General features: G+C 73.9%; 25 protein-coding genes. 8 read left to right on the top strand and 17 right to left on the bottom strand.

Translation table 11 applies throughout. The features are described from left to right. Positions 1 to 11: 11 nt before the first annotated feature. Both ACZ6CZ_RS04915 and ACZ6CZ_RS04910 read right to left on the bottom strand, forming a co-directional pair. Complete coding sequence (locus ACZ6CZ_RS04915; RefSeq protein WP_469014693.1) at positions 12 to 398, bottom strand: PPOX class F420-dependent oxidoreductase; 387 nt, start codon at positions 396 to 398, stop codon at positions 12 to 14. A gap of 122 nt (positions 399 to 520) precedes the next feature. Continuing rightward, the gene (locus tag ACZ6CZ_RS04910; RefSeq protein ID WP_469014689.1) at positions 521 to 1702 is read right to left on the bottom strand and encodes a MalY/PatB family protein; all 1182 of its coding nucleotides are present in this window, start codon (positions 1700 to 1702) and stop codon (positions 521 to 523) included. A 182-nt stretch (positions 1703 to 1884) separates the two neighbouring features. On the opposite strand from ACZ6CZ_RS04910, the gene ACZ6CZ_RS04905 reads away from it, so the two are divergent. Then, positions 1885 to 2715, top strand: a complete 831-nt coding sequence (locus ACZ6CZ_RS04905) for an SAM-dependent methyltransferase (protein ID WP_469014685.1) — start codon at positions 1885 to 1887, stop codon at positions 2713 to 2715. 141 nt (positions 2716 to 2856) lie between these two features. Further along, positions 2857 to 4251, top strand: a complete 1395-nt coding sequence (locus ACZ6CZ_RS04900; RefSeq protein ID WP_469014682.1) for a S1 family peptidase — start codon at positions 2857 to 2859, stop codon at positions 4249 to 4251. A gap of 145 nt (positions 4252 to 4396) precedes the next feature. Here ACZ6CZ_RS04900 and ACZ6CZ_RS04895 read toward each other — a convergent pair whose 3' ends face one another. The 5 genes from ACZ6CZ_RS04895 to ACZ6CZ_RS04875 all read right to left on the bottom strand — a co-directional run bounded on the left by ACZ6CZ_RS04895 (position 4397) and on the right by ACZ6CZ_RS04875 (position 7890). Next, positions 4397 to 4582 (bottom strand): hypothetical protein, encoded by a 186-nt coding sequence (locus tag ACZ6CZ_RS04895; RefSeq protein ID WP_469016525.1) that lies wholly within the window; start codon positions 4580 to 4582, stop codon positions 4397 to 4399. 149 nt (positions 4583 to 4731) lie between these two features. Then, positions 4732 to 5427, bottom strand: coding sequence for a L,D-transpeptidase family protein (locus ACZ6CZ_RS04890; RefSeq protein WP_469014680.1), 696 nt, complete (start codon positions 5425 to 5427; stop codon positions 4732 to 4734). A gap of 244 nt (positions 5428 to 5671) precedes the next feature. After that, a complete protein-coding gene (locus ACZ6CZ_RS04885) occupies positions 5672 to 6301 on the bottom strand; it encodes an MBL fold metallo-hydrolase (RefSeq protein WP_469014675.1) in 630 nt (209 codons plus the stop codon). Further along, a complete protein-coding gene (locus ACZ6CZ_RS04880) occupies positions 6301 to 7389 on the bottom strand; it encodes an S-(hydroxymethyl)mycothiol dehydrogenase (protein ID WP_469014671.1) in 1089 nt (362 codons plus the stop codon). The genes ACZ6CZ_RS04885 and ACZ6CZ_RS04880 overlap by 1 nt, the downstream gene beginning before the upstream one ends. 189 nt (positions 7390 to 7578) lie before the next feature. Then, the gene (locus tag ACZ6CZ_RS04875; RefSeq protein ID WP_469014669.1) at positions 7579 to 7890 is read right to left on the bottom strand and encodes a hypothetical protein; all 312 of its coding nucleotides are present in this window, start codon (positions 7888 to 7890) and stop codon (positions 7579 to 7581) included. A gap of 170 nt (positions 7891 to 8060) precedes the next feature. Between ACZ6CZ_RS04875 and ACZ6CZ_RS04870 the strand changes: the two genes are divergently transcribed. Then, positions 8061 to 8426: a nuclear transport factor 2 family protein gene (locus ACZ6CZ_RS04870; protein WP_469014667.1), complete on the top strand. Its 366-nt coding sequence runs from the start codon at positions 8061 to 8063 to the stop codon at positions 8424 to 8426. A 100-nt stretch (positions 8427 to 8526) separates the two neighbouring features. On the opposite strand, the gene ACZ6CZ_RS04865 is transcribed toward ACZ6CZ_RS04870, so the two are convergent. Next, positions 8527 to 9189 carry a TetR/AcrR family transcriptional regulator gene (locus ACZ6CZ_RS04865; RefSeq protein ID WP_469014664.1) on the bottom strand — a complete coding sequence of 221 codons (663 nt, stop codon included), beginning with the start codon at positions 9187 to 9189 and terminating at the stop codon, positions 8527 to 8529. A gap of 213 nt (positions 9190 to 9402) precedes the next feature. Here ACZ6CZ_RS04865 and ACZ6CZ_RS04860 point away from each other — a divergent pair, with 213 nt between their 5' ends. Next, positions 9403 to 10674, top strand: a complete 1272-nt coding sequence (locus ACZ6CZ_RS04860; protein ID WP_469014662.1) for a YncE family protein — start codon at positions 9403 to 9405, stop codon at positions 10672 to 10674. Between the two features lie 85 nt (positions 10675 to 10759). Here the strand turns inward: ACZ6CZ_RS04860 and ACZ6CZ_RS04855 are convergent, their stop codons facing one another. Next, entirely contained in the window at positions 10760 to 11260 is a 501-nt protein-coding gene (locus tag ACZ6CZ_RS04855; protein ID WP_469014659.1) for a metallophosphoesterase family protein, read from the bottom strand. A gap of 81 nt (positions 11261 to 11341) precedes the next feature. Continuing rightward, positions 11342 to 12343 (bottom strand): SDR family oxidoreductase, encoded by a 1002-nt coding sequence (locus ACZ6CZ_RS04850; protein WP_469014657.1) that lies wholly within the window; start codon positions 12341 to 12343, stop codon positions 11342 to 11344. Between the two features lie 182 nt (positions 12344 to 12525). On the opposite strand from ACZ6CZ_RS04850, the gene ACZ6CZ_RS04845 reads away from it, so the two are divergent. The 4 genes from ACZ6CZ_RS04845 to rfbC all read left to right on the top strand — a co-directional run bounded on the left by ACZ6CZ_RS04845 (position 12526) and on the right by rfbC (position 16443). Beyond that, positions 12526 to 12975: a MarR family winged helix-turn-helix transcriptional regulator gene (locus ACZ6CZ_RS04845; RefSeq protein WP_469014654.1), complete on the top strand. Its 450-nt coding sequence runs from the start codon at positions 12526 to 12528 to the stop codon at positions 12973 to 12975. 132 nt (positions 12976 to 13107) lie between these two features. Further along, on the top strand, positions 13108 to 13692 hold the full coding sequence (locus tag ACZ6CZ_RS04840) for a hydrolase (RefSeq protein ID WP_469014651.1): 585 nt from the start codon (positions 13108 to 13110) through the stop codon (positions 13690 to 13692). A gap of 167 nt (positions 13693 to 13859) precedes the next feature. After that, positions 13860 to 15833: a glycosyltransferase gene (locus tag ACZ6CZ_RS04835; RefSeq protein WP_469014646.1), complete on the top strand. Its 1974-nt coding sequence runs from the start codon at positions 13860 to 13862 to the stop codon at positions 15831 to 15833. Between the two features lie 4 nt (positions 15834 to 15837). Then, entirely contained in the window at positions 15838 to 16443 is a 606-nt protein-coding gene (gene rfbC, locus ACZ6CZ_RS04830) for a dTDP-4-dehydrorhamnose 3,5-epimerase (protein WP_469014641.1), read from the top strand. Here rfbC and ACZ6CZ_RS04825 read toward each other — a convergent pair. The 7 genes from ACZ6CZ_RS04825 to ACZ6CZ_RS04795 all read right to left on the bottom strand — a co-directional run bounded on the left by ACZ6CZ_RS04825 (position 16436) and on the right by ACZ6CZ_RS04795 (position 23562). Further along, positions 16436 to 17236: a class I SAM-dependent methyltransferase gene (locus ACZ6CZ_RS04825; RefSeq protein WP_469014636.1), complete on the bottom strand. Its 801-nt coding sequence runs from the start codon at positions 17234 to 17236 to the stop codon at positions 16436 to 16438. The two genes, rfbC and ACZ6CZ_RS04825, sit on opposite strands and share 8 nt — an antisense overlap. Continuing rightward, complete coding sequence (gene rfbD, locus ACZ6CZ_RS04820; RefSeq protein WP_469014634.1) at positions 17233 to 18114, bottom strand: dTDP-4-dehydrorhamnose reductase; 882 nt, start codon at positions 18112 to 18114, stop codon at positions 17233 to 17235. Before rfbD ends, ACZ6CZ_RS04825 begins: the two co-directional genes overlap by 4 nt. Further along, complete coding sequence (rfbB, locus tag ACZ6CZ_RS04815) at positions 18111 to 19082, bottom strand: dTDP-glucose 4,6-dehydratase (protein ID WP_469014631.1); 972 nt, start codon at positions 19080 to 19082, stop codon at positions 18111 to 18113. The genes rfbD and rfbB overlap by 4 nt, the downstream gene beginning before the upstream one ends. Further along, a complete protein-coding gene (locus ACZ6CZ_RS04810) occupies positions 19079 to 20146 on the bottom strand; it encodes a glucose-1-phosphate thymidylyltransferase (protein WP_469014628.1) in 1068 nt (355 codons plus the stop codon). Before ACZ6CZ_RS04810 ends, rfbB begins: the two co-directional genes overlap by 4 nt. A gap of 122 nt (positions 20147 to 20268) precedes the next feature. Beyond that, the gene (locus ACZ6CZ_RS04805; protein ID WP_469014624.1) at positions 20269 to 20634 is read right to left on the bottom strand and encodes a DUF6479 family protein; all 366 of its coding nucleotides are present in this window, start codon (positions 20632 to 20634) and stop codon (positions 20269 to 20271) included. 92 nt (positions 20635 to 20726) lie between these two features. Beyond that, complete coding sequence (locus tag ACZ6CZ_RS04800; RefSeq protein ID WP_469014620.1) at positions 20727 to 20999, bottom strand: hypothetical protein; 273 nt, start codon at positions 20997 to 20999, stop codon at positions 20727 to 20729. Between the two features lie 118 nt (positions 21000 to 21117). Beyond that, the gene (locus ACZ6CZ_RS04795) at positions 21118 to 23562 is read right to left on the bottom strand and encodes a SpoIIE family protein phosphatase (RefSeq protein ID WP_469014615.1); all 2445 of its coding nucleotides are present in this window, start codon (positions 23560 to 23562) and stop codon (positions 21118 to 21120) included. Position 23563: the final 1 nt, after the last annotated feature.

The raw sequence follows: 23563 nt of genomic DNA, 5'->3' as shown, positions 1-23563 counted from the left end.
GCACGGTCGGCTCAGGGGCCCAGGGTGACCCGGACGCCGACCGTGCCGTCGAGGCCGCGCCGCAGCCGGCTGCCGAGCAGGGTGAGGCGGCCGGCCAGGCCGTACTTGCGGGCGATGAGGGCGCGGTAGCGGGCGGTGGTGGCCGCGTCGGCGATCTCGGCGGTGGCCGGGAGCTGGTCGCCGGTCGGATGGCCGCGCACGTCACAGGGCCCGGCGAGGACGTCGGCGCGGCGCCTGATCCGCTTCACCTTCCCGGAGCCGGCGGCGGTCCAGACGCCGAGGCCGTCTCCGTCGCGGACCACCCATACCGGGGTGGCGACCGGGCGGCCGTCCTTGCGGAAACTCGTGAGCAGCAGGTACTTGCCCGCTGCGAGCCGGTCCAGCGGTGAGTCGTCCATACCCGGCAGTCTAGGAGGCCGCCCGCCCCGGCGCGGAGGGTGAGGGCGAACCGCCCTGCCCGGCCCGCTGTTCGGGCGCCCGGGCATCCGCTCCCGCGGCCGGCCGGGCAGCGGGTGCCCGGTCAGCCGAGCGCCGCCGCCATCCGCCCCACGGCCTCCCGCAGCACCTGCGGCGACGTCGCCAGGTTCAGCCGGACATGGCCCGCGCCGCCGGTGCCGAAGGGGAGGCCGGAGTTGAGGGCGACCCGGCCGCGGTCCAGGAAGACCTGGGCGGGATCGTCGCCGAGGCCTGCCGGGCGGCAGTCGAGCCAGGCGAGGTAGGTCGCCTCGGCGGGGCGGTACCGGATCGCGGGCAACCGCTCGGCCAGCAGCTCGGCGAACAGCCGCCGGTTGCGGTCGAGACCGGTCAGCAGGGCGTCCAGCCAGCCGGTCCCGTCCCGCAGGGCGGCGGTGTGGGCGATGACGCCGACGTGGCTCACCCCGTCGGCGACCTCGCCGGGCAGCCGGGCCAGGTCGGCGGCGGCCCCGGGACCGGCGACGGCGAGCGCGGCCTTGAGACCGGCCAGGTGCCAGCCCTTGGACGCCGACATCAGCGACAGCCCGCGCTCGGCACCCGGCACGCTCAGGTACGGCACGAAGCGGGCGTCCGGGGCGACGACCAGCGGGGCGTGGATCTCGTCGGCGACGACCCGGACGCCGTACCGCTCGGCGAGGGCGGCGACGGCGGCGAGTTCGGCGGCCGTGTGCACCGTGCCGGTGGGGTTGTGCGGGCTGCACAGCAGGAACGCGGCGCGGCCGCCGCCCGTGGTGACGGTGCGGAAGGTGTCCTCGAGGACGTCGAGGTCGAGCCGCAGATCCGGCCCGAGCGGGGCCTCGGCCACCCGGCGGTCCAGGTGCTCGATGAACGGGTAGTACGGCGGGTACACCGGCGGGGTGACGACCACCGGGTCGCCCGGCCCGGTGACCAGCCTGAGCATCTCGACCACGCCGAGCATCACGTCGGGGACGAGCGCGGTGCGCTCCACGGCGACGCCGTCCCACTGCCAGCGCTTCTGCGCGAAGCCGGCCAGCGCCTCGGCGTACGCGGTGCCGGCGGGGTATCCGGTGTCGCCGAGGGCCAGGGCGTCCGTGACCGCGCGGACGACCGGAGCGGCGAGCGGGACGTCCATCTCGGCCACCCACAGCGGCAGTACGTCCGCGGGATGGGCGCGCCACTTCTCGCTGGTGCGCCGGCGCAGCTGGTCGAGGGTGAGAACGCGCAGCGGGTCGGGTTCGTCCGGGGTGCTGTGCGGGATGCTGGTCATGAGGCTCACGATAGAGGGCCGCCCGCGGTCACGGAACGAGGCCGGCGGTGCACGGGCGGCGACCGGCGCGGGCCGTTGCCGGCGGGGCGGGGAAATCCCCGGACGGGCCGCGCGGACCGACCGGGGCGTCTAGATTGCCTGGTGACCCTGTATCTCGCCTCAGGTTTCCAGGAGCTGACGACGTGACGGACAACCCGGCGGCCACGAACGACGTGGCCGCGTCGCTGCGCGCGCGCATCAACACCAGCCAGCCGCACACGGCCCGGATCTGGAACTACTGGCTGGGCGGCAAGGACAACTACGAGGTCGACCGCGCGGCCGGTGACCAGATCCGTACGCTGCACCCCGGTATCGGGGAGTACGCGCGGGCCGACCGGCTGTTCCTCGGCCGGGCGATACGGCACCTGGTGCGGGACGTCGGCATCCGTCAGTTCCTGGACATCGGCACCGGGCTGCCCACCGCCGACAACACGCACGAGGTCGCCCAGCGGTACGCGCCGGACGCGCGAATCGTGTACGTCGACAACGACCCGCTGGTCCTGGCGCACGCGCGCGCCCTGCTGACCAGTACGCCCGAGGGCCGCACCGACTACCTCGACGAGGACCTGCGCAACGTCGACAGCATCCTCGAACACGCCGGTAAGACCCTGGACTTCAGCCGTCCGGTGGCGCTGGTGCTGCTCGGCGTGGTCATCTTCATCGGTGACCGGGAGGACCCGTACGGGCTGGTGCGGCAGTTGACGGACCGGCTGCCCTCCGGCAGTCACCTGGTGCTGTCGCACACCATCACCAGCCCGTCGATGCCGGACGTGGACGAGGCGGTCAAGTTCTGGAACGAGCACGGCACTCCGAAGCTGACCCAGCGCCGGCCCGAGGACGTCGCCCGCTTCTTCGACGGGCTGCACCTGCTGGAGCCGGGTGTGGTGTCCTGCTCGCGCTGGCGCCCGGAGCACGACAACGGGGCGGAGCCGGAGGAGGTCGCCATGTTCGGCGGGGTGGCGCGCAAGGACTGACCTGCCAGGACCCGGCGGGAGACCGGGGGGAGACCGGCGGGCTGAACGCCGTCGCGTCCGGCGCCGTATCAAGGGCAGGGCGCTCGACGACCGGAGGGCCCCGCGGTGCTGACACCGCGCGTTCGGGTTCGGGAGCCAGGCATGAGGCACGTACGACGACGGGTCGTCCGGCGGGTGACACGGCTGGCGGCGGTCGGCGGACTTCTGCTGGGCGGCGCCATGATCACGCAGGCGGCCATGGCGAGCGAGACGACCCAGGGCTCCGCCGCGCCCCCCGGCCCGGCCCGTACGGCCGCCGCGCCCGCGGACACCGGCGGCACGCTGGTGGCGCGGCTGGGCACCTCCCGTACGGCGGGCAGCTGGACGGACGGTGACGGGCGCCCGGTGGTGGCGGTGACCGACCCGCGGGCCGCGGCCGAGGTGCGGCGGGCCGGGGCCGAGGCCAAGGTCGTGCGGCACAGCATGGACGAACTCCGGTCGGCCACGGCGACGTTGCGAGCGGCGCCCCGGGTGGCCGGTACGGCGTGGGCGGTGGACTACCGCTCGAACCAGGTGGTCGTGCAGGCCGACAGCAGCGTCTCGGACGGCGACTGGTCGCGGATGAGCCGGGTCGCCTCGGGCATCGGCGGTTTCGTGCGCATGGAGCGCGCCCGGGGCACGTTCACCACGCGGCTGAACGGGGCCCAGCCGATCCTGTCGACCGGCGGCCGCTGCTCGGCGGGGTTCAACGTCACCGACGGGCAGCGGGACTTCATCCTCACCGCCGGGCACTGCGGCCCCGCCGGCTCCGTCTGGTTCGCCGACGCCGGGGGCGGCCGGCAGCTGGGCACCACGGTCAGCACCACGTTCCCCGGCAGCGACTTCTCGCTCGTGGGGTACGCGTCCGGCGAGGCCGGTGACGGGGCCGACGTGGTCGCCGTCGGCGGCGGCAAGGGGGTGCGCATCACCGGGGTGGGCGACGCCTCGGTGGGGCAGCGGGTGTTCCGCAGCGGCAGCACGAGCGGGCTGCGCGACGGCCGGGTGACGGCGCTGGACGCGACGGTGAACTACCCGGAGGGCACGGTCACCGGTCTCGTCCAGACCACCGTGTGCGCGGAACCCGGCGACAGCGGCGGCCCGTTGTTCTCCGAGGGGATCGCGCTGGGCGTGACCTCGGGCGGCAGCGGCGACTGCACCGTCGGCGGGACGACGTTCTTCCAGCCGGTGACCAAGGCCCTGTCGGCGCTGGGCGTGCGGTTGATCGTGTCGGCGCGGGACTCGGGCGGCGGGCAGGGCGGTTCGCCCTCTCCGGTGCCATCGGCGTCGGCGGCGCAGGGCGCACCGGCCCCGGGCGCGGCCTCCCCGGGCTCGGCGGCCCCGGTGACCGGCGTCTCCACCGGTACGACCCTGCTGGCCCGCCTCACCGACACGCGCACGGTCGGCCCGGGCCTGCTGGTCATCGCGGGCAGCCTGATCGCCCTGGTCGCGACCCGGTACATCCGGGCGGAGCAGGACCGCAAGGCGTACCAGCGCTACTACTCGGCGACCTGGAACTGAGCAGGCGGACGCGGCCCGGGACCGCGCGGACAGCACGGTCGGGGGCCGGGGAGGACGTGCGGGACCCCGGGCCGGGGAGGAAACGAGAAGGGCATCCGTGCGTGCGCGGATGCCCGGGGCGGTGCGGCGCGGTGCCGGCGGGCGGTCAGGCCGCCCGGCGCTCCCGCGGGGCCGCGGCGGCCCACTCCATCACGAGCCGCTGGTACTCCGCGCGCTGCTCGGTGGTCAGTGTCCCGCCCGACCGGCGCCACAGGGCCCGGATCTCCTCGTTGACCTCCGCGGCCGATCGCTCGGTAACGGCTTCAACAGTGGTGGACATGCTGTGAAGCATATGCCGGGCGACGTGAAGGCGCTGTGAGTAATCACCCTCGATACGGACAGAACGGACCGTGTTGCTCATCACGTCCGGTGTCAAGGGGCAGGCGGGACTTCACACCGATTCGTCATCCGGCACCGGGCGCCGGCGGGCGGGACGGCGGCTCAGGTGCCCGGCTTGCGGCCGTACACGAAGACGTCGTCGCCGTTCTTCAGCAGCGACCAGTACTTCTTGGCGGTCGTCGTGGTCATGTTGACGCAGCCGTGCGAGCCCGGCGGGTTCCACATGCTGAGGTTGACCGAGTGGAAGGCCTGGCCGCCGTCGAAGAACTGGCTGTAGGGCATCGGCACGTTGTAGAGGTTGGAGACGTGGTCGATGTCCCGCCAGTAGATCTTCTTCAGCCCGGTGCGGGTCTCGTAGCCGTCACGTCCGGTGCGCACCGGTACGGGACCGTAGACCAGCTTGTCGCCGTCCTGGACCCAGCTGAGCTGGAGGGTGAGGTTCACACAGGCGATGCGGCCCTTGTTCACCGGACACTTGCCGTCCTTGTTCGGCTTGGTGCCCACGGCCTTCTGCTTGTTCATGAGGTCCATCACACCCCACGTGACGGGGCCCGCGTAGCCGATGTTCGGCGTGATGCCGTGCTTGTTCTGGAAGGCCCGGATGGCCGTGCAGTCGGCGGCGGACTGCTTGCCGTCGACCGGGCGGCCGAGGAACTTCTCCACCTGCTTCTGGTACGGCCCCGCCTGTGTGGTGCAGCTCGCCGCCTGGGCCGGCGCCGCGGTCAGGGCGAGTGTGAGCGGCGCCACCAGTCCGGTGATGCCGAGTGCGACGGCTCCGCGTCTGCGTATGTCCCCCATGTCAGGCCCTTTCCTCGGTCCCTGGTGCCTACCCCGCCGCGACGGCCGCGATGCCGGGTTCTCGTAGTACTGGACCGGCGGGCGGGGGCGGTGGTTGTAGGGACGGCCGGGCTGTGACGAAACGGTTAAGTTCCGCCTGCCGTGGGGTCGGCCACGCCGCAGCCGAACGCCCCGGCTGCGCGGCCGGGGTGTGCGGTGGGGAGCCGGGGCCGGGGTGGGCGGCCGGGAGGTGGGACCGGGCGGCTCAGTGCCCGCGGTCGATCCACTCCTGGAGGTGGGGTGCCTCGGCGCCGATGGTCGTCCGGTCGCCGTGCCCGGTGAGGACCTCGGTCTCCGGCGGGAGGGTGAGGAGGCGGTCGCGGATGGAGGTGATGATGGCCGGGAAGTGCGAGTAGGACCGGCCGGTGGCGCCCGGGCCACCCTGGAAGAGGGTGTCGCCGGTGAACACGGTGGCCAGCCCCGGGTCGTACAGGCAGACGGCGCCGGGCGCGTGGCCGGGGGTGTGCAGCACCCGCAGGTCGGCGCCGGCGGCCTCGATGACCTGCCCGTCGGCCAGATGGGCGTCGGGGTCGCGGTCCGGGTGGGTCAGCTTCCACAGCGGCAGGTCGTCGGGGTGCAGCCAGATGGTGGCGCCGGTCAGGTCCGCGAGGGCGGGCGCGGCGTCGATGTGGTCGTTGTGGGCGTGCGTGCAGACGATGGCGGTCAGGCGCCGGTCGCCGACGGCGCGGGCGATCGCCTCGGCGTCGTGGGCCGCGTCGATGACGATCGCCTCGTGGTCGTCGCCGACGATCCACACGTTGTTGTCGACGTCCCAGGTGCCGCCGTCGAGGGTGAAGTGCCCCGAGGTGACGAGGCCTTCGATGCGGGCGGCCATCACAGCACCACCACCGAGCGCAGCACGTCGCCCTGGTGCATCCGCTCGAACGCCTGCTCCACCTGGTCGAGTTCGATCGTCTCGGTGACGAACGCGTCCAGCGGCAGCCGGCCCTGCAGGTGCAGGTCGATCAGCATGGGGAAGTCCCGGCTGGGCAGGCAGTCGCCGTACCAGGAGGACTTGAGGGCGCCGCCGCGTCCGAAGACGTCGAGCAGCGGAAGTTCCAGCGTCATCTCCGGCGTGGGCACGCCGACCAGGACGACGGTGCCGGCCAGGTCGCGGGCGTAGAAGGCCTGCTTGTACGTCTCCGGGCGGCCCACCGCCTCGATGACGACGTCGGCGCCGAAGCCGCCGGTCAGCTCGCGGACGGCTTCGACGGCGTCCCGGTCGGCGGAGTTGACGGTGTGGGTGGCCCCCAGGGTGCGGGCCGTGTCGAGTTTGCGGTCGTCGATGTCCACGGCGATGATCCGGGCCGCGCCCGCCAGGCGCGCCCCGGCGACGGCCGCGCCCCCGACGCCGCCGCAGCCGATGACCGCGACACTGTCACCGCGGCCGACGCCGCCGGTGTTGATCGCGGCGCCGATGCCGGCCATCACGCCGCAGCCCAGCAGCCCGGCCACCGCCGGGGAGACCGACGGGTCGACCTTGGTGCACTGTCCGGCCGCGACCAGGGTCTTCTCGGCGAACGCGCCGATACCGAGGGCCGGGGAGAGTTCCTGCCCCGTCGAGGCGAGGGTCATCCTCCGGGCGGCGTTGTGGGTGTCGAAGCAGTACCAGGGGCGGCCGCGCAGACAGGCCCGGCAGTGTCCGCACACGGCACGCCAGTTGAGGACGACGAAGTCACCGGGCGCGACGTCCGTGACGCCCTCGCCGACCGACTCCACGACTCCGGCGGCCTCGTGGCCGAGCAGGAAGGGGAACTCGTCGCTGATTCCGCCCTGCTTGTAGTGCAGGTCGGTGTGGCAGACACCGCAGGCCTGGACGCGTACGACGGCTTCACCCGGCCCCGGGTCCGGGACCACGATCGTCTCGATCCGCACGGCCTCGTCCTTGCCCGGTGCGATCACGCCGCGTACTTCCTGCGCCATGCGCCGGCTCCTCTCCGTCGATTCCGCTGACGTTCCGCAGCCTACGCGCGACTGATCGGTAACGGCACGGAGCGCGACCGGGGCGCGGTCCCCGCACCGCCGGACCGGTGCCGGGCCGGTGCCGCGCCCCGGGGACGCGGCCGGGTCCGCCCGGGGCGCGGGCGGTTCCCGGCCGGGTCACCGGCGGCGCTACTGCGCGCTGGGCAGCAGTCCGGTGACCGGTGCGGCGAGGTCGGTGACCTGGTGCAGCTCGCCGAGCCGGGTCAGTTCGTTGAGCTGGTTGATGCGGTTCAGCGCCCCCATCTGCTCGCTGACCCGGGGGATCTGGTCCTGGTGCGCGGCGGGGATGTCGCTGACGGCCAGCGAGTCGAGCGTGCTGAGCGGGCTGATCAGCCCGGTGCCCGGAGCGCCGGCGTCGGCCGCGTTCGCCAGGGGGGCGGCCAGGGCGGTGACCCCGGCGGCGAGGCCGAGGGCGGCGACGATACGTCGTGTTGGGATCATGCCTCCAGCAACGCTTCCCGGGCCCGGCCGGACACGGCCACCGGGTGCCGCTCACCCGTGAGGCTGAGCGCGCCGCCGCGCTTGCCTGGCCCGCCGGGGCGGAGGACGCTCGAAGGAGAGGCCCGCGCGGCCCACCTCCCCTGCGGGCCGCGGGCCTGAAGGAGGTCACCATGGGCACCGCGACCGGTTCCGCCTTCGACACCGAGACACTGCGCCGGGGCATCGAGGGCGACGGCACACCCACTCTGCTGTCGCTGTACACGGACGACGCGGAGATCCGTATCGTCGACCGCAACTCCCAGCCCAGCAGCCCCAAGGTGCTGCACGGCCGGGACGAGATCGGCGAGATGCTGGACGACGTCTACAGCCGGGACATGACGCACAAGCTCGAGCAGTGCATCGTGCAGGGCGACCACGCCGCCTTCAGCGAGTCCTGCCGGTACCCGGACGGCATCCGGGTGTTCGCCGAGTCGATGATCACGCTGCGCGACGGCAGGATCTGCGAGCAGATCATGCTCCAGGCGTGGGACGAGTGACGGCGGCCGTCCAGCACCCGGCACGGCACAGCGCAGCAGAGAGCGGAGTACGGCACCGAGCACACCCCGGCGAACCCGCATCCACGGGCGGCGCGGGAGGTCACTCCTCCCCCGCCGCCCAGCCCTGCGGCCGGAGCATGCCCATCAGCAGCCGGACCAGTTCGGCCACCACCTCGTCGAGCGTGGCGTCGACCCAGCCGGAACTCCAGTCGTGCAGGAGGCCGTTGACGCTGCCGATGAACGCCGTGGCGGCGAGGCGGTAGTCGCGTGGGGCCGCCTCCCCGCGGGCGACGGCGGCGTCCGCCTCGGCGCGGATGAGGTCGACCCAGCGCGCCCGGCGGGCCAGCCGCTGCTCCTCCATGCGGGCGCTGACGCCGATGATCTCCACGAAGGTGATGCGGATGCGGCGCGGGTCGGAGGTGACGGCGCGGGCGTAGGCGCCGAAGAGCACGGTGACCCGCTCGGCCAGCGGCAGCCGCGCCGCCTGACCGGCGACGTCCAGCACCGCCCGCTCGGCCCAGGCGTTCACCTCCAGGTGCAGCGCGGCCAGTACGTCCTCCAGGGTGCGGAACTCCTCGTAGAACTGGCGCGTGGACAGGCCGGCGGCCTGGCTGAGCGCGGCGACGGTCGTCTGGCGGAAGCCGGGGCTGCCGCCGAACAGCCGCAGGGCCGCGTCCAGGAAGCGGCGGCGCCGCTCGGCCTGCCGTTCCGCGGCGGACCTGCCGCCGTACCGGCCCGTCGGCGCCTTCAGCCTGCCTGCCACGCCCTCTCCCTCCGTCATCGGGACGATGGCCCAATCGTGTCGTGCACACGTCTTGTCGAGAAGGCGTCCCGTTCCTTACTTTTCAGTAAGTTGACTGTGAATCCACACGTGTTCAGACCTGCACGTGTTCAGACCTGCACGTGTCTCAGACCTGCACGTGTTCGGACCTGCTCGGACCTGACCTGTTCAGACCTCTCAGAGGAGAGAGCAGCCATGCCTGCCATCAGCACCAGGCACCTCCGTGCCGCGGCCGGGGCCGCGGCCGCGGCACTCGCCCTGACCGTCGGCGCCACCGCCACCGCCACCCCCGCCTCCGCCGCGCCCGGCACCGCCGCCGGCCTGCGCGAGGTGCTCTTCGTCGGCAACAACTGGGACGGCACGGCCGACGTGATCACCTCCTCCGGCGACTTCGCGAAGGTCGGCCGGATCGACGTCGTCCCGGACAAGGCCGAGCGGATGGCGGAGATCAACGCCGATCCGATCCGGTGGATCTACTTCCAGGCGATCCGCAACGGCGTCGGCGAGGGCCACGACCAGTTCGCGGACGACATGTACTCCACGCCGGACGGGAAGTCCGTGGTGGTCTCCCGGCCGAGCTTCGCCGACGTCGTCTCCATCGACCTGGCGACCGGCAAGGTCAACTGGCGCTTCCGGGTCAGCGGTTACCGCGCCGACCACATGGCCGTCTCCCCCGACGGCACCCGGGTGGCGGTGTCCGCCTCCACCGCGAACACCGTGCACGTGCTGGACATCGGCACCGGGAAGCAGCTGGGCTCGTTCGCCACCGGGGACAAGCCGCACGAGAACGTCTTCACCAAGGACGGCAAGTACATCTGGAACATGTCCATCGGGGACGTCAACACCTCGCTCGACAGCCCCGGCTGGGACTGGACGAAGGGCGACCGGCACATCACGGTCGTGGACGCGACGACCTACCAGCAGGTCAAGGTCATCGACATGCGTCAGCGGCTGGACGCGATCGGCCTGAAGGACTTCTCCGACGCCGTGCGGCCCGCCGTCTTCTCCCCCGACCAGTCCACGCTGTACTTCCAGGTGTCGTTCTTCAACGGCTTCCTGGAGTACGACGTCGCCGCCGACCGGATCACCCGGGTGAAGACGCTGCCGAAGAACCCGGCGACCAGCGAGGACCGCACCACCTGGGTCAACGACTCGCGGCACCACGGCATCTCGATGAGCCCCGACGGGAGCGCGCTGTGCGTGGCGGGCACCATGGACGACTACGCGACCGTGGTCGACCGCGCCACCCTCCAGGAGGGCCCGCTGATCGCCGCGTCCAAGCCCTACTGGGCCACGGTCAGCGGCGACGGCAAGGACTGCGTCATCTCCGAGAGCGGCGCCGACCAGGTCACCGCGATCGACTTCGCGACGGGCCGGAAGGTGACCTCGGTCCCGGTCGGCGACCATCCGCAGCGCGTCCGGCTGGGCCACGTCCAGGCCGGCTGGACGGGACCCTCGGCCGGCTGACCCGGGCCGGCGGGCCGGCGGACCACCGGCCTCCGGGGTGCGCGGCGCCCCGGAGGCCCGGACGGTCGCCCGGGCGCGCTGCCGCTCACCGCCGGGGCAGGCGGTGCAGCGTGACCTCGCTGAGGGCGCCGTCGGCGGCGGTGGCGGTCAGGTAGGTGCAGTGCGGCTGGCGGCGCCGGTCGGTCGGGGAGCCGGGGTTGAGCAGCCGCAGGCCGCCGGGCGCGGTGGTGTCCCAGGGGATGTGGCTGTGCCCGAAGACCAGGACGTCGAGGCCGGGGAACCGGGCCGCGCAGCGGGCCTCGCGGCCCTGGGCGGCGCCGGTCTCGTGCACGACGCCGAAGCGCAGTCCGGCCAGGTCGGCGTAGGCCACCTCGGGGAGCCGGGCGCGCACATCCGGGCCGTCGTTGTTGCCGTACACGGCGACCAGCCGGCGGCTGCGGCTCTCCAGCAGGTCGAGCGTGGCGGCGTCCACCCAGTCACCGGCGTGGATCACCACGTCGGCGTGCGGTAGTTCGGCGAGCAGCTGGTCCGGCAGCCGCTTGGCACGCTTGGGCAGGTGCGTGTCGGACATCAGGAGCAGGCGCACCCGGCCAGCGTAGACCGGACCGGGCGGGCCGGCGCGGCGCACCGGCCGGGGACACCGCTCGCCACGGCACTCCGGCACGGCTCAGGAGGACAGGCGGCGCAGTCCGCGTACCGCCGCGGTGAGCGCCAGTCCGGCGCCGAGCGCGGTGGCGGCGGGGTGCCGGACCAGCGTCTCCTGCCAGGAACGGGCGTGCGCGGTGTCGTCGAAGACCCCGTGGGCGCCGTGGTCGTCGCCGGGGTGGCGGTCGAGCGGGGCGAAGAGGTTGCTCTCGCCGCTCGGCGGGCGGCCGGCGGTCTGCTGGGAGTCGAACCCGGTGCGGGCGAGGTAGCGGTCGAGCAGGGCGGGGGCGAGGCGGTTGGCCCAGAGCGTGGCGACGGTCGTGCCGCCGACGTAGTACTGCTTGCGGCGCGGGTGGTCGGCGGCGTACGCGACGCCCCGCGCGGCGACCTCGGGCTGGTAGATCGGGGGCACCGGCATGGGGTGCCGGGGCAGCCGGGAGCGCACCCAGCCGAACTGGGGGGTGTTGACCGCCGGCATCTGCGCGACGGTGACGTGCACGTTGCTGCCGCGGTGCAGCAGCTCCACGCGCAGGGAGGAGGTGAAGCCGCTGATGGCGTGCTTGGCGCCGCAGTACGCCGACTGCAGCGGGATCGACCGCTCCGCCAGCGCGGAGCCCACCTGCACGATCGTGCCCGCGTCGCGCGGCAGCATCCGCCTCAGCGCGGCCCGGGTGCCGTTGACGTAGCCGAGGTAGGTGACGTGGGTGACGCGCTCGTACTCCTCGGGGGTGATCTCGTCGAAGGGCGCGAAGACGGTGGAGAAGGCGCAGTTGATCCAGACGTCGATGGCGCCGAACTCCTTCTCGGCGGCCTCCGCGGCGGCCTCGGCCTGGTCCGGGTCGGCCATGTCCGCGACGTGCACCAGCGGGCGGCCGCCGAGGGCCGCGACCTCGTCGGCCGCCGCCTCCAGGCCGCCCCGGCCGCGGGCCACGAGCACCACCCGGGCGCCGCGCCGGGCGTAGAGGCGGGCGGTGGCACGGCCGATGCCGGCGCTGGCACCGGTGATGACGACGGTGGCGGACATCTGGGGTTCCCCTTCGGTACGGAGCGGACGGACCTCACGGAAGCGGACGGGTACCCCCGCGACCGCCTGTGCAACGCCCCCACGCGACAGTTGAACAGGGTGACTGAACAGAGTGAGCTGAACAGCGCAGACTGAACAGGTTGAACTGGACAGTCTGGGCTGACGATGTCTAGGGTGGGGGCATGGACGAGCACATCTCCGACTCCGCGGCACGGGCCGCACGCGATCTGCGCGTGGTCTACAGCCGGCTGCGGCGCCGTATCCGCGAGGTCGCCCGCCAGGACGACGCGGGCACCCTCAGCCCGTCCCAGGAGTCGGCGCTCACCCTGGTCGGCAAGCACGGCGCCGCCACCGCGAGCGCCCTGGCCGCCGCCGAAGGGGTCCGGCCGCAGTCCATGGCCACCACCCTGGCCGCCCTCGACCAGCACGGCCTGATCCGCCGCACGCCCGACCCCGCCGACGGCCGCCGCCAGCTGGTCACCCTCACCGAGGCGGGCCAGGCCCGCGTCGAGGGCAACCGGCAGGCCCGCGAGGAATGGCTGGCCCGCGCCTTCCAGGACCGGTACACCGCACAGGAGCGGCAGACGGTGCTCACGGCGCTGGAGCTGCTGGAGCGGCTGTCGCGCCCGTGACACCCCGGCGCGCCGGCCCACCGGCGCCGCGCCGCCCGGGCCGGTGCCCGCTCGTCCGTCCCGTGTTCGCTTCCGGCGCGCACTCCCGCCGCCCGCCCGGCCGGCCCACCCCTCGAAAGGCCTGATCCACCCATGTCCCTGAGCACCCTCGACGCCCGCACCGCCCTCGTCGCGATCGACCTCCAGCACGGCATCGTGGGCATGCCCACCCAGCCGTACGCCGCCGCTGACGTGGTGGCCCGCACGGCGGAACTCGCCGACGCCTTCCGGGCCCGCGACCTCCCCGTGGTCCTGGTCCGCGTCTCCTTCGCCGCCGACTGGGCCGACGCGGTGCCCGGCCGCACCGAGCGCCAGGCGCGGGGACTGTCCTTCCCGGAGGGCTGGGACACGGTCGTCGGCGAACTGTCCGGCCACCCCGGCGACATCCGCGTCACCAAGCACAACTGGAGCGCCTTCCACGGCACGGACCTCGACGTCCAGCTGCGCCGGCGCGGCATCACCCAGGTCGTGCTGGCGGGCATCGCCACCAGCATCGGCGTCGAGTCGACGGCGCGCGACGCCTACGCCCACGGCTACCACGTCACCCTCGCCACCGACGCCATGGCCGACAGCGACCCCGAGGCGCACCGCGGCAGCGTCGAACGGATCTTCCCGCGGCTCGGCGAGTCGGGCACCACGGCCGAGATCCTCGAGCTGCTGGCCAAGACGCACGCCTGACCGGAGCGGCCGGAGCGGCCGTTCCCGGCCCCCTCCACCCCGGTCCCCGAGGCCGCGGAACGTTGACCCGACGTCCGCCGGCCCCCGGGGCCGGGTTAGCATTCCGCCACACGCGCACTTCTGCCACCGCGAGCAACGGGTGGCGAGGCAAGGGGGATTGGAGCCGGATGCCGGTCAAGGTCAGCGTCGTCGTCCCCGTCTACAACCCCGGTCCGTACATCGAGGACTGCGTCGCCTCGCTGCTGCGGCAGTCGCTGCCCCCGGGGGAGTTCGAGGTCGTCTTCGTCGACGACGGCTCCACCGACGCGACCCCGGCCCGGCTGGACGCGCTGGCCGCCGAGCACCCGCACATCCGGGTCCTGCACCAGGAGAACTCCGGCTGGTCGGGCAGGCCGCGCAACGTCGGGATCGAGGCGTCCCGGGGCGAGTTCGTGATGTTCGTCGACAACGACGACTACCTCGGCGACGAGGCGCTGGAGCGGATGTACGAGTACGGCGTCGCCCACAAGGCCGACGTGGTGGTCGGCAAGATGGCCGGCCGGGGCCGCACCGTGCCGGTGGAGCTGTTCCGCCGCAACCACCCCTACGCCACCGTCGACAACGCCCCGCTGATCGACAGCCTCACCCCGCACAAGATGCTCCGCCGGTCCTTCCTGGACCGCACCGGACTGCGCTTCCCCGAGGGCCGGCGGCGCCTGGAGGACCACGTCTTCGTCACCGAGGCGTACCTGCGCGCGGACAACGTCTCGGTGCTGAGCGACTACGTCTGCTACTACCACGTCCGCCGCGACGACGCCGGCAACGCGGGCTTCCAGCGCTTCGACCCGGTCGGCTACTTCGCCAACCTGCGCGAGGCCCTGGACGTCGTGGAGACGTACACGGAACCGGGCCCCCGCCGCGACCGGCTGCTGCGCCGCTGGCTGCGGGTGGAGATCGTGGACCGGATGAGCGGCCGCCGGCTGCTGGCCAAGCCGGACGACTACCGGCGCGCGCTGTTCCGCGAGATGCACGACGTCGTCGTGGAGCGCTTCGGGCCCGGCGTCGCCCCGGGCCTGCGGCCCGCCCAGCGGATCGTCGCCGCCCTGATCAGGGCCGACCGGTACGACGACCTGGTGGCCTTCGCCGAGCGGGAGGCCGCCGTCCGGCCCAAGGCGGCCCCGGCCGGCGTCCGGTGGCGCGAGGGCCGCCTGCGGGTGGAGTTCAGCGCCGAATACCACACCGGGGACGGCCCGCTCACCGTCGCGCCCGGCACCCCCCGCCCCCCGGCCGACGGCGCGCCCCGGGACATCGAGGAGGCGGTGGCCTGGCTCGCCGGGGCCGCCGACGACGCCTTCGACAGCGCGAGCGTCGACCTGGTGCTGCGCGACCGGGCCAGCTCCGCGTCCTTCTTCCAGCCGGTCGACGTCACCCGCGAGCGCGTCCCGGCCGGCGACGGCCGCGTCCGCCTGGTGCTGCGGGCCACCGCCGCCGTCGACCCCGCCACCGCGGCGGGCGGCGCCCCGCTGCACGACGGGCTGTGGGACGCCTACGCCCGGGTCGGCCTCGGCCCCTGGACCAAGGAGTGCCGGCTGGGCCCGGCCCCCGCCCACCAGCGCCCCCGGCCGCCCGCCGGTGCCCTCGCCGGGCGCGTGGTGCTGCCGTACTGGACGAAGGGCTACGCCAACTTCTCGCTGGACGTGGACCGCGCGACCCGGTCCCTGGGCCTGGCCGGGCTCACCCCCGCGGACGCTGCGGTCTCCGGCGACGAGCAACTGACCCTGGCCGTACCGCTGTACGTCGCCGACCGCACCGACGTCCTGGTGCGGCTGACCGCCGGAGCGGGGCGGACGGTGCGGCAGGCGGCCACGCTCACCCCCGCCGACGACACCGGCGCGCTGCTCAGGGCGACGCTGCCGCTGCGGCGGATGCGGGGTGCCGCCTGGCGGGTGGAGGTGTGTCTCGCCCCGGACGCCGCGCAGCCGCGCTTCGTCGGGGTGCCGCTGGTGGTGGGCGTGAGCCGTACCGGGCGGGTCCGGGTGGCCCGGAGCGTGCCCGCCGGGCCGGCGCGGCGCCTGGTGCGCCTGGCGCGCCGGGTGCTCGCCGCCGCCCTGGGCAGGGCGGGCGCCAGGGCCACCGCACCGGACACGACACGGAAGGCATGACGGCATGCGGCAGCTGGACATGGCGGACGCCTGGGTCCTGGAGCCCACGGTGTTCCCGGACGACCGGGGCAGCTTCCACGAGTGGTACCGGGGCGCGGAGTTCCGCGCCGCCACCGGGTACGACCTCACCCTCGCCCAGGCCAACTGCTCGGTGTCCCGGCGGGGCGTGCTGCGCGGCGTGCACTTCGCCGACGTGCCGCCGGGTCAGGCCAAGTACGTGACGTGCGTGCGCGGGGCCGTGCTGGACGTGGTGGTGGACATCCGGGTCGGCTCCCCCACCTTCGGCCGCTGGGAGGCCGTGCGCCTCGACGAGGGCACGCCCCGGGCGGTGTTCCTCGCCGAGGGCCTCGGGCACGCCTTCATGGCGCTCACCGACGACGCGACGGTGGTGTACCTGTGCTCGGCCGGGTACGCGCCGGGGCGCGAGCACGGGGTGCACCCGCTCGACCCCGCCCTGGGCATCGCCTGGCCGGAGGGTGTCGAGCCGGTGCTGTCGGAGAAGGACGCCGCGGCGCCCTCGCTGGCGGAGGCGGAGCGGTCCGGGCTGCTGCCCAGCTACGCGGACTGCTCCGCCCACTACCGGCGGCTGCGCGCCGGCCGGTTCAGCTGACGCCGAGCTGTTCCACCGCCCGCCGCAGCGGCTCCCAGCCGCGGGCCCGCTTGGTGCCCCGGTTGCGGGCCGCCACCAGCGGCTTCCAGAAGCCCGCGCCGACCAGCGCCTCGGGCTTCACGGCCGTGGTGCGCGACAGGATCGACTCGGGCACCTTCTGCGGGTCGGGGACCTCGAACTCCGCGACGATGTCGTCGTAGGCGTCCTTGAGCACGGTGTTGTCCGGGTCGGCGCCGAAGACCACCAGCTGGCCGGTGGGCGCGGTGTCGACCAGGACCGTGCGCAGGTCGGGCCGGTAGCGGTTGAGGATCTCCACCAGCTTGTAGACGTCTCCGGTCCAGGCGTTGGTGTGCCGGTCGCGGGCCGCCTCGTCCACGTTGCGCGGCAGCATGTCGTCGAAGACGATGACGCTGGCCCAGTCCGCGTGCTTCTCGATGTTGATGAAGTCACGCAGCGCGTACTCGAACAGGTGCATGCCGTCGATGAACGCCAGGTCCAGCGTGGTGCGCCTGAAGTACCCGAAGGGGCTGCGGTTGCGCGCCAGGTTGCGCAGGGGGTGGCGGCCGCCCCTGAGGTGCGCCAGCGGGTTGTCCCGGGCGAAGAAGTCGTCGCTGGTCGCCTTCGCCAGGTGGACGTCGCAGCGGATCTCCGTGACCACCTTGAACGCCGGGTCGATCGCGATGCTGGGCACCCGGGACAGCGTCAGGCTGCGGCCGTCGTTGACGCCGATCTCCAGGTAGTTGCGGTTCGCGGTGACCTTGTGCAGTTCCCGCAGGAACTCGTGCCGTTTCACTGAGACATCTCCTTGCGGATGTGGGGCAGTGCTTCCTGCAGGGCGGAACGCCAGTCCCTGAGCGGGACCAGGCCCGCCGCACGCCACCGGGCGTGCCCGAGGGCGCTGTAGGCGGGGCGGGGCGCCGGGCGGGCGAAGGCCCGGCTGCCGGTGGGCCGCACCCGGTCCGGGTCGGCGCCGGCGAGCCGGAACACCTCCTTTGCCAGGTCGTACCAGCTGGCCTCGCCGGAACCGGTGGCGTGGAAGACGCCGTGCACGGCGGCGTCCCCGCACATCCCGGTGCCGAGGTCGGCGAGGCGGTCGGCGACGTCGGCGCTCCAGGTGGGCTGGCCGCGCTGGTCGTCGACGACGTCCACGGTGTCGCGGCGGGCCTCCAGTTCGAGCATCGTGCGCACGAAACTGCGGCCGTGGACGCCGTACAGCCAGGCGGTGCGCACGACGGCCGACGCGCCCGGGAGTTCGGCCAGCACCGCCCGTTCCCCGGCGAGCTTGGTGCGGCCGTAGGCGGTGCGCGGGGCCGGCGGGTGGTCCTCCGGGTAGGGCGTGGTGCGCGCCTCGCCGGAGAAGACGTAGTCGGTGGAGACGTGGATCAGGCGGGCGCCGCGTGCCGCGCAGGCGCGCGCCAGCAGCCGCGGGCCGTCGCCGTTGACGCGCAGCGCCCGCTCCTCGTCGCTCTCGGCGTCGTCGACGGCCGTGTACGCCGCGCAGTTGACGACCAGGTCCGGCCGGTGCTCGTCCAGCGCCCCGGCGACGGCGCCCGGTTCGGTGATGTCGAGGGCGGCCCGGTCCAGGGCGGTGACGTGCGCGCCGCGCCGCAGCAGCGCGTCGGCCGTGTCGCGGCCCAGCATGCCGCCGGCGCCGGTGACCAGCCACCTCATCGGGACTCCCGGCGCTTCAGCGGCTCCCACCAGTCGCGGTGGTCGCGGTACCAGGCGACCGTCTCGGCGAGCCCGGTGGTGAAGTCCCGTCGGGGGCGGTAGCCCAGTTCGTCGCGGGCCTTGCTCCAGTCGACGCAGTAGCGCAGGTCGTGGCCCTTGCGGTCGGTGACGTACTCCACCCGGTCCCAGTCCGCGCCGCAGGCCTGGAGCAGCAGGCCCGTCAGCTCGCGGTTGCTCAGCTCGGTGCCGCCGCCGATGTTGTAGACCTCGCCGGGGCGGCCGCCGGTGCGCACCAGCTCCACGCCCCGGCAGTGGTCGTCGACGTGCAGCCAGTCGCGGACGTTGCGGCCGTCGCCGTAGAGCGGGACCGTGCGGCCGTCGAGGAGGTTGCTGACGAACAGCGGGATGACCTTCTCCGGGAACTGGTGCGGGCCGTAGTTGTTGGAGCAGCGGGTGATCCGGACGTCCAGGCCGTGGGTGCGGTGGTAGGCGAGGGCGAGCAGGTCCGAGGAGGCCTTCGAGGCGGAGTACGGCGAGTTGGGCGCGAGCGGGTGGGTCTCGGGCCAGGCGCCGGACTCGATGGAGCCGTAGACCTCGTCGGTGGAGATGTGCACGAACGGGCCGACGCCGTGGCGCAGTGCGGCGTCCAGCAGGGTCTGGGTGCCGACGACGTTGGTCAGTACGAACTCGCCGGCCCCGTCGATGGAGCGGTCGACGTGCGACTCGGCGGCGAAGTGCACCACCTGGTCGGCCCGGGCCATCAGCTTGTCGACCAGGGCGGCGTCCAGGATGTCGCCGTGCACGAAGTCCAGCCGGGGGTGGCCGACGGGCAGGTTGGTGAGCGTGCCGGCGTAGGTGAGCTTGTCCAGCACGGTGATGCGGGGCGCGTCGGCCGCGTCGTCGGCCAGGAGCGAGCGGACGTAGGTGGAGCCGATGAATCCGGCGGCACCGGTGACGAGGAGGTTCATGAACGGATCTGCACCTTGCTGTGGTCTCCGAGGACGAGGCGGTGGGCACTGGGCACGCCGGGCGCCGGGGTGACCTCGGCGTGCCGGCCGATCAGCGAGGACTCGATCCGGCCCACGCCGGAGATGGAGGAGTCCCGCAGCACGATGGAGAACTCCAGTTCGCTGTCGGTGATCCGGCAGTTCTCGGCGACGGAGGTGAAGGGGCCGACGTAGGAGTCGCTGACGACCGTGCCGGCGCCGATGACGACCGGGCCGACGATCCTGGAGTTGGCGATCCGCGCGCCCTCCTCGACGACCACGCGGCCCACCGTCTCGGAGCGCTCGTCCACCGTGCCGTCGATGCGGCGCTCCACGCTCTCCAGCACCATCCGGTTGACCTCGAGCATGTCGTCGACGTTGCCGGTGTCCTTCCAGTAGCCCTGGATCACCGTGGAGCGCACGTCGGCGCCGGTGTCGATGAGGTGCTGGATGGCGTGGGTGATCTCCAGTTCGCCCCGCCAGGACGGCTTGACGGCGCGCACCGCCTCGTGGATGAGGGGGCTGAACAGGTAGACGCCGACCAGGGCGAGGTCGCTCCTGGGGTGCTCCGGCTTCTCCTCCAGGCCGATCACCTGCCCGTCCGCGTCGAGTTCGGCGACGCCGAAGGAGCGCGGGTCGGGGACGTGGGTGAGCAGGATCTGGGCGCCGGGGCGGGTGGCGCGGAAGGCGTCGACCAGCGAACTGATGCCGCCGACGACGAAGTTGTCGCCCAGGTACATCACGAAGTCGTCGTCGCCGAGGAAGTCCCGGGCGATCAGCACCGCGTGGGCGAGACCGAGCGGGCGGTCCTGGGGTATGTAGGTGACCTGGAGGCCGAACTTCGCCCCGTCGCCCACGGCTTCCTCGATCTCGGCCGCGGTGTCCCCGACGACGATCCCGACCTCGGTGATGCCTGCCTCGGCGAGCGACTCCAGCCCGTAGAACAGCACCGGTTTGTTGGCCACCGGGACGAGCTGTTTGGCCGAGGTGTGGGTGATCGGCCGCAGCCGGGTTCCGGCACCGCCGGAGAGGACCAGAGCCTTCATTCACCACACCCTAGCGGTGATCGTCCGCGTCGGTCCCCGGTTTGTACGACCGGTCCGCCGCGGCCCGCGCCCCGCGGGCGGCCGGGAGCGGCCGGCTCCCGGCCCGGCCCGGCCGGGGGGCGTCAGGTGCGGCCGCCGCCACCCCCGCCGAAGGAGCCGCTGGAGCCCGGCGACCAGCGCTCGCGGGTCTGGTCGTCGGCCCGCTTGGTGCCGGAGCCGCCGAGCTGGTGCGGGGTCAGCCGTTCGCCGCCGTCGGCGGCGCGGGGCACCTCGTCGGGTTCGCGGATCTCATGGCTCTCGCGCACCGGTCCGCCCGCCGGGGGCGTGGGCTGCTCGGCCGGTGTGGCATGGGTCTGCTCCCGCGCGCGTACCTTCAGGCCGAACCGGAACGCCCACACCAGTCCGGCCGTGATGGCGACGCCGATGACGACGATGACGATCGGTCCGGCGACCGATCCCGACGAGGCTTGGTACGTGGTGGTGTCCATGCGGGGCGGGTACCCCGCCGAGCGGCGGATACGACCCCCGCGTGCGGACACGCCCACCGGTGGACCGGGCCGGCCTGATCCGGACGACACACCTAGGTCTCCGGTTCGGCCGCCGCGCGTTCGACCTCCGCCTCCACCTCCGAGCGGGTCCGGCCGGTGTCCCGGGCGTACTCGCTGACCGCGGTCTGCACGTCCCGGGCCAGGTCGCGCCAGGCGCGCAGGGCGGTTTCGTAGGTGTCCGAGGGCGCGCCGGTGTGGCGCTGCTCGGCCGGGGGACCGTAGGCGTCCCGCAGTTCGAGGACCTGCGCGTGGGCCGCCTCGGCCGCGCGCTGCTTCGCCACGAGCTCTTCGAAGGTGTGTGACACGCCAAGGACCCTAGGCAGGATCGGCCGCCGAACGGCACAGACCTGCCGGATGCGGCGCCGACCGGTACCCGTGTGGCGGGTCCGGCCGGCGTCCGTGCGGCGGGCCGGGTGGCCGGGTTCAGTCGCCGAGCGTGATGTCGGCCCACACCTGCTTGCCGCCGCCGGCCGGCACGGTGCCCCAGGCCGTCGACACGGCCTCCACCAGCAGGACGCCGCGGCCGCCGGTGGCCTCCCAGCCGATGCTGGTCGGCTTGACCGGGCTGCGCGGCGAGGAGTCGAGGACGGAGACGCTCAGCTTGTGGTTGACCAGGCTCAGGTCGAGGCGGACCGGGCCTTCGGTGTGCACGAGGGCGTTGGTGACCAGTTCCGAGACGACGAGCAGCGCGGCGTCCATGGCCTCCGGCGGCACGCCCCAGGCGCGCAGGCTGCGCCGGGAGAAGCGGCGGGCGTGCCGGACCGCCTCGGGCACGCGCCACACCGTCCAGCTCTCCCGCAGCGGGCGTACCGCCATGCCGTCGTAGCGCATCAGCAGCAGGGCGATGTCGTCGCCGCGGTGGGCGCCGGCGAGCAGGGCGTCGGCGACCAGGCCGAGGTGGGCGGGGTCGGCGGCGGCGAGCTGCCCGGTGAACCGCTCGAGGCCTTCGTCGAGGTCGACCTGGGCGGACTCCACCAGCCCGTCCGTGGTGAGCGCGAGCACGGTGCCGGGGCGCAGCCGCAGCGGGGTCATCGGGAACTCGGCCTGCGGGAGCACGCCGAGCGGCGGCCCGCCCTCGTCGCCCAGGATCTCCGTGGTGCCGTCCGGGTGCCGCAGCACGGGCGGCACATGACCGGCGCGCACGCACCAGGCGGTGCCCTCCTCCATGTCGACGTCGACGTAGGCGCAGGTGGCGAAGAGGTCGGTCTCCATCTCCAGCAGCAGCCGGTTGGAGTGCGAGACCACCACGTCGGGCGGGTGGCCCTCGGCCGCGTACGCTCGCAGCGCGGTGCGCATCTGGCCCATCAGGGTGGCGGCGCCCGCGTTGTGCCCCTGGACGTCGCCGATGACCAGGGCGACATGGTTGTCGGGCAGCGGGATGACGTCGTACCAGTCGCCGCCGACCTCCAGGCCCGCGCTGGTCGGCAGGTAGCGGGCGACGGCGACCGCGCCGGCCAGCCGGGGCAGGCGGCGGGGCAGCAGGGTGCGCTGGAGCATGCCGACGAGTTCGTGTTCGGCGTCGAAGGCGTGGGCGCGCACCAGGGCCTGCCCGGCGAGGCCGGCGGAGGCGGTGAGCAGGGCGCGTTCGTCGGTGCCGAAGTCGTGCGGGCGGTCCCAGCCGATCAGGCACGCCCCGGCCATCCGGCCGCCGGCGGGCAGCGGCAGCACGGCGAGGCCACCCGGTCCGACGTCGGCGAGGGCGGGCTCCATGGGGGTGCCGGCCGGCCAGACGTGGGCGCGGCCCTCGCGCAGCGCGGCGGCGAGCGTGGGCATGGCCCGTACGGGCGCGTCGGGCCATTCGGTGCGCCACTCGGTGCGCCACAGCTCGGGCCAGGACTCGGGTTCGGGCGGGTCGAGGACGGTGACGACGAGGCGGTCGTGCTCCAGCTCGGCGAGGGCGATCCGGTCGGCCTTGAGCGGGCCCCGCAGCGCGGCCACCACGGCCTGGCCGACGTCCTTGACGGTGCCCGCGGTGGCCAGGGCGGCCGCCAGGCGCTGGACGCGGGTGACGTCGGTGACGTCGGAGCGCAGCGTGGAGGCGTCCGCGACGGTGCCGGACAGGCGGGCGGTGCGGCCCTCGTCGCCGGGCAGCAGCCGGCCCTGGAGTCTCAGCCAGGTGGGCGGTCCGGAGGGCTGGAGGATGCGGAACTCCAGCTCGCGGTCGCCGATGGACATGTGGTCGGCCTCGACCACGGACATCAGCGCGGGCAGGTCCTCGGGCACGGTGCGGCCGAGCAGGGTCTCCACCCGGCCGTCGAACTCCTCCCGGGGGATCCCGAACAGCTGGAGGATGCGGTCGCCGACCTCGACGCGGCCGGTGTCCATGGCGAGGCTGAAGGAGTCGGCGGGCAGCTCGCCGGCCGGTGCGGCCCGCGCCGCCGCGGGCACGGCCACCGCGCGGGCGATCAGCTCCAGGCAGTCGCGGTCGTCGCCGCCGAAGCCCCCGGGGTGCTCGCTGACGGCGAGCAGGCAGCCCCCGCCGTCCGCGGACAGGGGCAGGGCGGCGACGAAGAAGTCCTGGGACGCGGTCCGGCGCGCCTCGGGGCAGCCGGCCAGTTCCTCGGGGCCGAGCCACCGCGACCGTCCGCTGCGCTGGGCCTCGGCGACGGGTGACTGCCCGGCGACCGGATAGACGTCCCGCAGCCCGTACAGGGTGCGCGGCAGGCCCGCCGACTCGGCCAGGCACAGCATGCTGCCGTCCTCGCGGGGCGTGTACACGCCGGCGAATCCCGCGCCGGCGAAGACGAGTGCCTGTTCCAGCACCCGGCGCAGCCGGTCGGGTGACGGGGTACCGGAGGTGAGCGTTTCAAGGGCTTCTCCGGCACGCTCCGTCCTCGTTCCGCGCAGCGCGGCGCCCTCAGTGACCACT

The organism is Streptomyces sp. NPDC041135, assembly GCF_055592085.1.
The sequence above is the reverse complement of the archived record's forward strand: the minus strand, read 5'-3'. Positions and strand labels throughout refer to the sequence as shown.